Source organism: Psychrobacter sp. NPDC064578 (assembly GCF_044901245.1).
Taxonomy (GTDB): Bacteria; Pseudomonadota; Gammaproteobacteria; order Pseudomonadales; family Moraxellaceae; genus Psychrobacter; species Psychrobacter cibarius_C.
The window spans coordinates 59,725-71,430 of sequence record NZ_JBJDPI010000014.1; the positions used below are offsets into that span (position 1 = coordinate 59,725).

The window sequence follows — 11,706 nt, forward strand, 5'->3', positions numbered from 1 at the left end:
GCAACCGAGTAAAAATTCATATGAAGTATGTCAAACAAGGTTAGCGCTGTGGTTTTTTATAGTGGATGAACTGTCGCTATTGATGACAGCGATGATAAATAACCTTCTATACATTTTTACCAAACCACTACTCTTCTGCTGATGAGTGTTTCTGTATCAGCCAATATTGTACCAATGCATTCAACTGCTCTTGTTTAAAAGGCTTGGTACAGTAATCTTGCATCCCAACTTTTAAATACTTTTCACGCTCACCATCCATTGCATTGGCGGTCAACGCGATAATAGGTGGTAATGATTGAGGATCATAGAGTTCATGCAATTTAATAGTGGCCTGTACGCCATCTAAAATAGGCATGTGATGGTCCATTAAAATAACATCATAACGCTCAGGTGAGAGCGCAAAAATTTCAATGGCCTGCTGCCCATCAGTGACATGCGTGACCGTATGACCACTATTATTCAGGGCTTTTTTAGCGATGATGGCATTGACGGTATCGTCTTCAACTAACAATATATGACCAGCACGCTCATGGGTCGGCTCAATCATCGTAAAGTCATTTGACTCTTGCCACATCTCATACTGGTTTTCATCAATAGTCGGTAGCGGCAATAAAACACTGAACGTAGTGCCCACACCCACTTCGCTATCCACATCGATATAACCGCCCATCAAATCAACCAAAGACTTACAAACCGAGAGTCCTAGACCTGTGCCACCATAAAGACGGTGGGTGAATTTATTTGCTTGGTCATAAGCATCAAATATCGCATCCAATGACTCAGCTTTGATGCCGACACCTGTATCGGTGACTTCAATGCATAGGGTCATGACTTCATGATAGATGGTATTACTGATAGCTTCTTGAGCCGTTATTTTGCTGAGATCACTTGCCGAAATGCCTTGAGCGCGATATTGGTCAGCGCTGTCATCGTCAAAACCATCACAATGACAATTGGGTACATGTTTGACATCAATAGTGACTCGCCCGCCCTCACGAGTAAATTTAATCGCATTATTAACAAGGTTTGCTAAAATTTGTTTGAGGCGTACCGGATCGCCTTGCACATAGGGCGATAACGACTCGGTATAATGGTAGTCTAAAATGAGCCCTCGCTGACGTGCTTTGACAGCAAAGAGGCTGACCACCTCATTACATAATGCAGATAAGTTGACAGGAATAGAATCAATGGTCATTTTCCCAGATTCTACTTTCGATAAATCTAAAATCCCGTTAATGATCGCCATCAAATGCTCATTGGAAACTTTGATATTGTCCACGTATTCTTGTTGCTCACTGCTAAGTTTGGTCTCACCGAGCATCTCCACCATACCAATAATGCCATTCATCGGTGTACGGATTTCATGACTCATATTGGCCAAAAAGTCTGATTTCATCTCATTGGCATGTTTGGCATCACGCTGCTTATCCTGTAGCTGCAAGGCATCAGCCGCCATCATCGCAAATTGAGCCAACACCTTTGCTTTTTGCTCATCAAAGTCATGATTGGGCTTCATATCCATCACACACAGCGAGCCCAAACGATAGCTTTTATTATCCTCATGCAAGATAATTGGCGCACCAGCATAAAACTGTAGGTACGGCGATTCTGTTACTAGGGGATTGTGGCTAAAGCGGCTGTCTTTGGTTAAGTCCGGTACTACAAAGACGTCGTTAGAGAGCACGGTATAATTGCAAATAGCCACTTCACGAGTCGTGCGGCAAACACCGCCCAGTCCTTGGACAGATTTTAGATACTGTGTTTCTTCATCCATGAAAGTAATGGTCACAACTGGTACATCAAAAAATAGCTTTGCCAGATCAATTAGACGCTTAAATGCAGGCTCATCATTGTCGTTGAGCACCTGGTACTTCCTAAGCTTATTGATGCGTTCTACTTCATCTGCCGCTACTGGGTAGCTGTGTTTAGGTGCGTTCAATATAGACAAGATAGACTCCATTAAATAAGATCAGACGCTCGGCTTGATGCCCGCCTGTTTTATTAATAATTGTAATGCTTCACTCACCATAATCATCGCAACCACCGATGTGACCACTACTGCTGAGCCGTAACCACCACACTGCAAACCGCCTGTCTGACAACTCTTATCTACACGCGGTGGCTCTGTAGAGTAGACACATTTGATACCGAACTTTTCTTTTAGTGTACTATTAATGCCTTTTTCGTGGCGCAGCTTATTGCGTAATTTGGCAAGTAAAGGATCTTGGTAACTGTCACGCAAGTCACTCACCCTAATCTGACTAGGGTCTATCTTGCCACCTGCGCCGCCTGCACACACCAATTTTAATTTATTAAAACGACAATGTAGCGCGATGGCAAGCTTGGCATTCATATCATCTACGCAGTCCAAAATAACCATAGGTCTGCCTTGAGCAACAGCGGTTTTTGCTTCATCGCGACTTGGCAATAAAGTGGCGACATTTTCTACAGTTAAAAAATCATCGATCAAGTTTAACGTTACTTTGGGATTAATTTCACGAATACGGGTGGCCATCGCTGCAATTTTACTCTCACCAAAGGTGCTGTCTAGTGCAGGCAACTGCCGATTGACATTGGATGCAACCAATACGTCCAAATCGATCAACGTAATAGTGCCCACTGCCGTTCTTGCCAAAGCCTCAGCTGCCCAAGAACCAACGCCTCCGACGCCAATAACGTATACATGCGCATCGGCAAAAGTAGTGACAGCTGCCGTACCATAAAGAGTGCGCGTACCTTGAAAACGGCGCTCATATTGCACATTGTCTTCGCTCAGCTCTTCTGTCTTTGTAACGTCTTCGGTGCCAATGGACTCTGTCATTGTTTGCTCAAATGGTTGTATTTCACTCATAACAGATTAAATACTCTTTTAAATTATTTTGGTGGCGCTTATATTACGTCAATTTCTTTATTCACGGCTATCTCATTCACTATCATATCAATGGCTAGCCATACAATAAACCGTCAGTGACTAAAATATGTGGCACTACGACAACGGATAATCCCATTTTGTTTGCAAAGCACTGCAACTGTTGTGCCACAATTGCTTAGCAAGACTGGCGGGTGGTACATTGAGCAACTCACTCAAGCTTAGCAATACCCATGGTAAGTTGGCAGGTACATTTCTATTATGTACGGCTGTACTCCTCCGTGCACTGTCTGAGTTTTGATTTGGCACTGATGAATCATGGTCAGATATTTGACACATGATAGGCGTCATATCAGGGCAATCCGTTTCTATCACCAAACATTCAACACCATAGCTATCAACCGCTGCTTGAATGGCGCGGCGCAGTTTCTTAGCATTGGGATTAGTGATTTGACCGGTAACCCCAAGCTTAAATCCCAACTTAACAAATGCTTTGGCTTCTTGCGTCCCACCACTAAAACTATGCGCGATACCGCCAAGTTTGTGTGCATCGTAGTCATGCGCTTTTAGTATGGCCAACGCTTCTGCATGTGCTTTACGAATATGCAGCATCACTGGCAGCTGGTGAGTCACCGCCATGTCCAATTGTGCCTTAAAAAATCGTACTTGTTTGGCAAATATGTCAGGCGCTTTCATCGCCTCAGTAAAGGTGTCTAAACCAATCTCGCCGATTGCTAATGGGCGTTTATCAGCAATCCTTTTTGCCATGGCGGTTAAATGATCGTCAGTATGTTGTTTAATATAAAAAGGATGCAAACCGATCGCAATATGGCTACTAAAATTTGACACTTTTTGTCTATTGACATTGACTGTCGTAGGTAATGACAGCGTATTTAACAGGCGCTCAGTCTCATACATCCGCTCAAAATACTGATATAGATAACCCACTAATACAAGATGGCATACTCCCTGAGTGTGAGCCTGCTGCGTCAGTATTTCTCTATCATCATCAAATATTGGGGCATCAAAATGAGTATGCGTGTCAATGAGAGGATAAATAGTAGGTAAGGGCTGTTTGATCATCTTAGGTGAAGCGATAGGGGTCATTGATAGACTCCAAAATTAATAGTTTTCAGCGAGGCGTTCCGTGATTTGTCATTCAATAGACATTATTTGTCATTTTGTAGCAATCATCACGTCAATGAACACTTTAGGATGGCAACTTTATTTAAAATGATTTCGACAGTTAGAAAAATACTCATCAACAAAAGAGCTTTTGATAAATAAAGAGACCTTCAACACGCCCTATTAGTATTATCATGATTGGCTTTTGCATTGTGCTCATCTGAGTGCTCATCTAACGCTCTGGTATCAGCTTGTCGACTGCTACGCCGAGGAACCACTAATAAGGCGGTGGCAGCGACTGCTAATAAAAACCACTTTTTAGTATTTGTATGACTTGTCATTGCTTCCACCCCTACCTTTATATCATCATCTGCAATATTTATCAGCAAGTGTTCATACTTACTACTCAATTACTCATTAGTATACTGCGATATAAAAACTGCTATGTTTATCTGTGTTATGAATACGCAAGCTAATGTACGGCGTAGTTTATTTATTACACCGTGTCTCTACATGCTATAAGAATAGGAGGCAAGCGCTTTATTAACCTATCATTAATAAAGCGCTTTTTTGAGTGCTTAACGATTTAAAGGATAAGTTGTCATACCATTATTAGGACTGTCTACTTTGGTAAAACCTTGAGACTGAGACTTTGGTGTCTGATCACGCTTAGGAACAAGGGGATTGAGCGGCATCAATTCATAATCTGCGCTAACATCGCCATTCCAACCTTCTGTACCGCTCAATGGCAGCTGTTTAATGGTACCGTTTTTATCAATGACCAATTGTAGGACGCGCATTTGGTTAAATTTGCGTTCGGTGACACTGGCGACTGCCCTGCCATCACGTAAAATGGTTGGCTGTAAAAATATGATTAAGTTGCTTTTTTGCGTCGTGTCATTGTCAGAGCGGAACAGTCGACCAATGACCGGCACATTACCCAAGCCAGGGACTTTTTGTTGGCGCGTGGTGCTGTTTTCACGCATCAAGCCACCGAGAGCAATGGTCTGCTGATCATCAGCCAGAATCGTCGTATTGATGAGGCTTTTATTGGTCACCAAACCAGTAGCATTTCCAGTGCTACCAGGCACGACGGATGAGACTTCTTGCGAGACCTCCAAGCGTACGGTGCCATTGTCGCCAATATGAGGAATGACATTTAGGTTGATACCAATATCCTGACGATCAATGGTTTGAAAGGGGTTGCTAGAATCGTTGCCACTGGTGGTAAAGGAACCTGTCACAAAAGGCACGTTTTGACCCACTAAAATACTGGCTTTTTCGTTATCCAATGTCAAAATTGATGGCATAGACAGCAGATTGGCACTGGTAGAAGAATCAAGCGCTTGCAAGATAGCCCCATAAAACTGGGTGTTTCCCTGACTGTCTTTGCTGCTATCACCAATACCAATCAAAGCACCAGCTATCGAGCCTGCTGCTGCACTGATACTGGCGGCACCGCCACCCAACGCCGCGGCAGCAAGTGCTGTAGCACTCGCGCCTACGTTATTGAAGTTTACGACTCCGTAGCCGCTATTGGCATTGCCAAGCGCCCATTGCACACCAAGCTGGGTCGCATCATCACCTGACACTTCTACAATAGCCGCTTGAATCAATACTTGCGCGCGGCGACTATCCAACTGATTGACCGCATCTTCAATCTCAAACATCAGCTCAGGTGCTGCATTGACGATAACGGCATTTTGGGTTTCATCAGCGATAATACTAAAAGGTCGCCCGCCAACACCTGTACCAGTACTACTCGAATTGGCACCAGAGGTCGCTGAGGTCGTCGCGTTGTTCGTTGTGTTAGTGCTAGACTCATTAGTCAAGGTAGCGCCCGTGCTACTGGAATCGTTCAATGATGCAGACTCTAACGAGGATGTTGCTCCAGCGCTATTAATAGATTGATTGGCGAGCAATCCGCGTAGCATATCTGCAATATGACCTGCACTGGCGTATTTTAATCGAAAGACGCGCAGACCACTCAAACGCCTTGTAGGCGTGGTGTCCAATTGATTGACCATCTCTTTGACTTTAGCAATCATCTCCGGACTGCCTTTCACCAACAATCTATCACTAGAGGTGTCAGCGATGACTTTAAGCTGGTTATTACCACCTTGTGCTTGCCCGCTACCAGCGCTTGCAACCAAGGCGCTAATCAATTCCATCATACGTTCAGCATCGACGTGACGTAGTGGTATCACTTGCAAACTGTCATTGACGTTGCTATCTAAATCGCGGATAAGCGACGTCAGCTGATTAAGACTATCTGCACGATCGGACAATACTAAGGCATTGACACCAGGTACGGCAGCGGCATGAGCTGATTGGGGCATAAGCGGACGGATGACACCCAGCACTTCTGCAGCTTGGGTATTGGTTAAATAAATAACACGAGTAGCTAACGCCTCACCAACACTGTCACCGCGTAAATCAACAGCCACGCCAGATTGTTTGGCGACATTATCTGGCACCAATTTGATGGTCGTTCCCGAGTCAATCGCTGCAATACCGTTGACTTGCATCACACTCAAGAACAGCTGATATATTTCGTCACGGGACAAGGCTTTGTTAGAAATCACCGTCACATTGCCATTAATACGCGGATCAAGGACAAAGTTTTGGTCAGTGATGGTTGCCACCTCATTAATAAAGGCTTTGATATCGGCATCTTGTAAGTTGACTTTCCAGCTCTCAGCACTCGCAAGACCCGTACTGGCAGCCCATAATGGTACGGCTAGGCAAATAGGACGACACAGGCGCATCAGGCGCTGCAAAACATGGTACAGAGGCGTGACTGAAAAATTATGAAAACTTACCATATTGATGATTACCTACAGTGATGTCGCTTAGTATGTACTGGATTTATTGTGTGCTAAGGTGCTCAATGATTGCTTTGCTCACTTAACGTTCTGCCCACAATGGCATTATTTAAGTGGCACTATCTAAATACTTGTTTACTTAAAACTTGTTTATTCAAAATAAGAGTTCTCACCCATTTATTGTGCTTAAAACTGCTGACGAATGGTAATGACTTGATCGCCGCGTTGCACCTCTATTTGCGCCTCACCTGATTGCTGTACCTGTTGCAGCACACTAGCATCTTGGGCAGGATTACTACCCACGCTTTGACCATTAACCGTTAGCACTTTATCACCTGGCTCAAGCCCTAGACGATTACGCAGCTTTGCTGGCATTGCAGGCGTCACTTGATAGCTTTCCCCTGCTGCCATAACCCCCATCCTACTCAAATAACTGGCAGGGTTTTCTTGCAATTCTGTGACCGCCTCATCGATAGCAGATTGCGGACTACTGTCACTGCCTGTCGCAGCGGACGCCTCCTCAGTATTTTGTGTAGGCTGAGGGGCGTTTGGCAGCATGCTGTTATCTGGCAAGCGCTGATTACTGACGGCACCTGCGATCATGTCACTTTGGTCTAATGGCATCGCGGCTGGCATGCTAATGACGGTTTGCTTGTCACTGGCATCAGCGATGACAACCGAGTTCCAGTCGACAGCGACAAGGGTATAGCCACTGTCTTTTAGCGCGTCACCGATTCGATAGTTTTTCACTTCACCATTGACATCCAGTAGTGCCGAGGACATGCTCTCTGGCATTGCTAACAGAACGCCTTTTAGATTGACATTGGGCGGTAGCTGCACTGCTGCTGCAATAGGATCAGGGTCTGCAAAAATAGCAAATAATCCACTATAGTCCTTGCCAGATGCCGATGTGTTTTGCAAAGCTGCTGGTGGCAGCATCGGTGCCAATGGTGCGGCGAGCAACAACCATAGTAATCGAGCCGCTGTCCAACATAACCAAGCAACAGCCAATAACAATACCCAACCTGAGAATCGATTAAGGGTGTTAAGCACAGGTTTTAAAGTGGTAGAAACATTCATCATCTAGCGTGTCCCCAGCCCATTTAATAGCGGCTGACGCACACTGACAACTGGGGTATCTTGGGGTGCTTGCCCTTTATACTCAGGCATACTTTCTAATAAACGCTGCGTCAAACTGACATCCAACATATTATCGCCGTCGATATATAAGTCGCCCAAGCGCTTATCTTGATTGTTTAATAAATTGATATGGAGCAGGTTTTTATTATTTTTTTGCTCGGCACTTAACTCAGCACGCATCGCAGGCATGGTCAGATAAAAAACCTTGCCACCGCTAGGATAGCCTATCTCACCGCCGACCCATGTCAACTGACCATCCGCTTGACTAAAACCAGATGAATTTTTTGTTGAAGCGTTTTCTGCGGCGGCACTTGAGCCAGACTGACGGCTGAGCGAGACATTATTGACCTGAATCGGTGTATTGGGCAATTGCCAATCAACCAAACTTGCCAACGTCTCAGGTGCTATCTTGCCGCTCATATTATCCACTTGCCATGAGTTGCTGCCTATCTTTACTTGTCCATTGAGGCGAGTTTGTGCTGAAGTGATATCGACCTCTGCACTTATCTTACCCAATAACAAATGCCATGGCTGCCACGACCATTCTGCCGTACCTGTGAGCGGTGTCGCTGCTAAAGGCATCTGCCAGATAACGGAGCCTTGCCATAAATTACCCGACACATGCTGTACATAAGGCGTTTCGGGAGCATACTTTTCAAGCAGCCACGCCGCTGGCATTTGCAACACAGCAAATAATGCAAATAATACAAACCCAACCAGCCACCACAGCTTACGAGGGCGCTTATGAGACGACGCAGATACTTGGGGCACGGTTGCATAACTCTTATATAAGACAAAAACGTCATTATCATAACAAACAATGGCATACAGATGACAGAAAAAAAGCCAGTATCTTTTTACCAAAATAATGGCAATAAAGATACTGACTTTTATCAGCTCCTAAGACGAAAGGACTATCACGATCAAACGCTATAATTACACGCAAATCATGAGAAACAAGCCCGATGATCAGAGTAGATGTAACCTGGCGCTTTTTTAAAACGGGACTTATTCAAACAAACGCTTATTTTAAATAGTCTTTGGTAAAAATTGCACCTTGCTAAATCTAAACCAACATCATCTTGTTAGCCACTACACTATTAGATTGCAAAATCTTCGATACTACGACCTGCTGCTAGCGCTTCAACCAACCACGTTGGCTTGCGACCACGGCCAGTCCACGTTTCTTCGTTATTGTCAGTATTGCGATACTTGATGCTGCGTTTTTTCTCTAGCGTTTCACCAGCTTTTAGAATTTCTTCGATAGAGGCATTGCTGTCTTCTGCAATTTTCTCAAACTGCATATAAGCATCATACAAACGCTGATGTTGTTTTTTGGCAATAAGCTGCTGAGCATTTTCAGTGATGGCACGTAGCTCATCAACGTTCAGGTTTTCTAAATCAATGGCAGTATTTTTGCTCATAATAAATCCAATTGTAAGATAAAAAATATAACCTTAATAGATATTATTCACTATTAAGAACTAAGAATGACTTATTCATCATTAAATACAACGATGAATGTCACAAATCGATATTTTTTCAACCAAATAAAATATTGTTAGCCACAATACCTAAGGGCGTAGATAATATAAACAAAAAACCTTGCTATCACAACAGTAGATTATTATATCTTCTATAACAAAGGTCAGTGAATAGTAAAATCGGGTAAATGAAAAACCACTATTTATTTAATAGTTATTCGTAAACAGTTATTAATTTTAAGATAAAATCAGTCTCTATAAACAATGTCCTAAAAACGGTTAAACGAATAACTCAGCAAACATAAATCCATTAAAAATAGCAACCGATTGTTTCCATATATACCTACCGATTAGTTAAAATCTCCATTGATTAATCATGCTGATCACTAAGCTCATTCATCAAATTATAGGCTGCTTCGGCGCTCAATAAATAGGGATTAAAATCAATCGTTGTCGAATATTTTAAATAAATCGCCGCATTTTTTTCAGTCGGGGAAGCATAATTCATGGACCATTTAGACCATGCTCGATGCTTTAATTCACGTGTTTCAATAACCTGCAAGTCATGATGACGCGGATCAGCAATTAAACTATATAACAGACGATTGATCTGTGCTCTTGGCCCTTCAATGGTTTGCAAAAAATAATCTTTATTAAACGTCAGCATACCAGTGATGCCATTGGCAGCATTATTTACTTGTGCTTGCTGCAAGATTTCGTTGAAGTCGTTGGCCGATACATCTGGGTTGGCACGGCTAGCGTATGTCATGCTCATCAAAATGTGTGCATCTTCCATTGCTGATGTCATATCTTATCTCTTGTAAAATGTCATGGGTGTGATGGTTCTTAGCGTTTATACACGTCAGTCAATTAGCCAATAGAAAACCATGGTTTCTTCTTTTTGGCGGCGCTCACTGCTTCTTGCTCTTGAAGGTCTGATAACGTCTCAATTAACATCATGATTTGATTGGTGTTCATCAAATAAGGATTGAACTGAGTACCTGTCGAAAATTTGAGCGCAAGTCCTTTGTTTTCATCGCTCGGAATCAAATACTTCATTGACCATTTACTCCAATGGCGCAGCTCTACTTCACGGCATTCGATAACTTGTAAGCCATGATGCCGATCATCTTTAACCAGTTTTCTGAGCAATTCATTGATGACGGGTCTCGCCCCTTCAATACTTTGCAAAAAATAATTGTGATTGAACACCAAAGCACCCGTAATACCATTACGCTCATTATTTTGCTGAGCCTGTGTCAGGATGCGCGTTACTTCACCTTGAGGATTGTCGGTGTTGTAACGGCTAATATAAGTTAAACGCAGAATAATATGCTCGCCATGATGCATTTTTAGGCGATTTAATTCTGAAAGCTCAGCTGATTCCACAAAACACTCCAATTAGTTTGCTAAATTTTTCACCTATCACCACCCAGCTACTGTCTTTTATAACCGAGTATTTGTGGTATAAGTCATTTTTTTATAACATAAGTCGCGTATATATTAACGTTGAATTTTTTTGATAAAATCATTCATGCCGCGTGATAAATTACTGCTACTGGTGCTCTGTATTTCTTTGACCAAGCTCAATAATTGCGAGCTATCCCCGCATTGTTCTAAACTCAACAAATAACCCCAAGCTTCTACTGGTGGGGCGTTTTTTTCAATATAGTTGGCCAACTCTGACTTTATCGTTTCGTAGCTCGCACCAGACAACCTAGCCTTGAAAATACTACTGATTGATTTCTTGCCTAATGCTGCCATTTTATTGAGACCTTTATCATTAAAGGTGCGATCAAACTCTGTCTCAATATTTCTTTCAGACGACGATGCTTGAGACTGATAAGCCGGCGGTATTTGCGGCGCAGTGGATATTTGAGAGGCAGCATTATCAGCGCCCACTATCTCTACACACTCAAGCCCTAACAGCAACTCAAATAGTGGTGCAACACCGCCAAAATCGGCAAACATTTTGCTACGATCAAGCGTATCAAGATAGCTTTGATACGTGCGTTTGCCATCGATCATAATGAGCAATGTTCTTGCTTCACGCGGCAATATGCCGAGACTCTGAGATTTAATCTCTTCTCTGCCCAAATTAGTTTTTTGAAACACATCACCATCTTTCATTCTTTGTACTCAGCACTAGCAGTAAGGTGGGCACTTTTATATAGTTAAGTCTTTATAAAATCGATACAGCCCATATCATGAAACAGTTTAGGTAGATTATTCTCCATCCATCCTTGGCGTAGAAACTTAGCCT

General features: G+C 43.0%; 11 protein-coding genes. All 11 read right to left on the reverse strand.

All coding sequences use genetic code 11. The features are described 5' to 3' along the window. Positions 1 to 127: 127 nt before the first annotated feature. The 11 genes from ACI2JM_RS13865 to ACI2JM_RS13915 all read right to left on the reverse strand — a co-directional run bounded on the left by ACI2JM_RS13865 (position 128) and on the right by ACI2JM_RS13915 (position 11,558). Positions 128 to 1,948 (reverse strand): ATP-binding protein, encoded by a 1,821-nt coding sequence (locus ACI2JM_RS13865; RefSeq protein ID WP_404644960.1) that lies wholly within the window; start codon positions 1,946 to 1,948, stop codon positions 128 to 130. Positions 1,949 to 1,969: 21 nt separating this feature from the next. Beyond that, positions 1,970 to 2,821, reverse strand: coding sequence for a ThiF family adenylyltransferase (locus ACI2JM_RS13870; RefSeq protein ID WP_404644981.1), 852 nt, complete (start codon positions 2,819 to 2,821; stop codon positions 1,970 to 1,972). A gap of 165 nt (positions 2,822 to 2,986) precedes the next feature. Beyond that, positions 2,987 to 3,976 (reverse strand): TatD family hydrolase, encoded by a 990-nt coding sequence (locus ACI2JM_RS13875; protein ID WP_404644962.1) that lies wholly within the window; start codon positions 3,974 to 3,976, stop codon positions 2,987 to 2,989. Positions 3,977 to 4,164: 188 nt separating this feature from the next. After that, positions 4,165 to 4,335, reverse strand: coding sequence for a hypothetical protein (locus ACI2JM_RS13880; RefSeq protein ID WP_404644964.1), 171 nt, complete (start codon positions 4,333 to 4,335; stop codon positions 4,165 to 4,167). A gap of 237 nt (positions 4,336 to 4,572) precedes the next feature. Beyond that, positions 4,573 to 6,819 carry a type II secretion system secretin GspD gene (gene gspD / locus ACI2JM_RS13885; protein WP_404644966.1) on the reverse strand — a complete coding sequence of 749 codons (2,247 nt, stop codon included), beginning with the start codon at positions 6,817 to 6,819 and terminating at the stop codon, positions 4,573 to 4,575. 186 nt (positions 6,820 to 7,005) lie between these two features. After that, positions 7,006 to 7,902 carry a type II secretion system protein N gene (locus tag ACI2JM_RS13890; protein ID WP_404644968.1) on the reverse strand — a complete coding sequence of 299 codons (897 nt, stop codon included), beginning with the start codon at positions 7,900 to 7,902 and terminating at the stop codon, positions 7,006 to 7,008. Further along, positions 7,903 to 8,730: a type II secretion system protein N gene (gene gspN, locus ACI2JM_RS13895; RefSeq protein WP_404644970.1), complete on the reverse strand. Its 828-nt coding sequence runs from the start codon at positions 8,728 to 8,730 to the stop codon at positions 7,903 to 7,905. Between the two features lie 329 nt (positions 8,731 to 9,059). Next, positions 9,060 to 9,383 carry an H-NS family nucleoid-associated regulatory protein gene (locus ACI2JM_RS13900; RefSeq protein WP_045453321.1) on the reverse strand — a complete coding sequence of 108 codons (324 nt, stop codon included), beginning with the start codon at positions 9,381 to 9,383 and terminating at the stop codon, positions 9,060 to 9,062. 430 nt (positions 9,384 to 9,813) lie between these two features. Beyond that, positions 9,814 to 10,251, reverse strand: a complete 438-nt coding sequence (locus tag ACI2JM_RS13905) for a BLUF domain-containing protein (RefSeq protein ID WP_060491721.1) — start codon at positions 10,249 to 10,251, stop codon at positions 9,814 to 9,816. A gap of 62 nt (positions 10,252 to 10,313) precedes the next feature. Further along, complete coding sequence (locus ACI2JM_RS13910; protein ID WP_404644973.1) at positions 10,314 to 10,832, reverse strand: BLUF domain-containing protein; 519 nt, start codon at positions 10,830 to 10,832, stop codon at positions 10,314 to 10,316. A 114-nt stretch (positions 10,833 to 10,946) separates the two neighbouring features. Next, complete coding sequence (locus ACI2JM_RS13915) at positions 10,947 to 11,558, reverse strand: hypothetical protein (protein WP_404644975.1); 612 nt, start codon at positions 11,556 to 11,558, stop codon at positions 10,947 to 10,949. Positions 11,559 to 11,706 lie beyond the last annotated feature (148 nt).

Bases quoted from the DNA above. Each gene is read 5' to 3' on its own strand.
- ACI2JM_RS13890 (WP_404644968.1), bottom strand. From the start codon at position 7,902: ATGATGAATGTTTCTACCACTTTAAAACCTGTGCTTAACACCCTTAAT.
- ACI2JM_RS13870 (WP_404644981.1), bottom strand. From the start codon at position 2,821: ATGACAGAGTCCATTGGCACCGAAGACGTTACAAAGACAGAAGAGCTG.
- ACI2JM_RS13875 (WP_404644962.1), bottom strand. From the start codon at position 3,976: ATGACCCCTATCGCTTCACCTAAGATGATCAAACAGCCCTTACCTACT.
- ACI2JM_RS13880 (WP_404644964.1), bottom strand. From the start codon at position 4,335: ATGACAAGTCATACAAATACTAAAAAGTGGTTTTTATTAGCAGTCGCT.
- ACI2JM_RS13905 (WP_060491721.1), bottom strand. From the start codon at position 10,251: ATGACATCAGCAATGGAAGATGCACACATTTTGATGAGCATGACATAC.
- ACI2JM_RS13900 (WP_045453321.1), bottom strand. From the start codon at position 9,383: ATGAGCAAAAATACTGCCATTGATTTAGAAAACCTGAACGTTGATGAG.
- gspD (WP_404644966.1), bottom strand. From the start codon at position 6,819: ATGGTAAGTTTTCATAATTTTTCAGTCACGCCTCTGTACCATGTTTTG.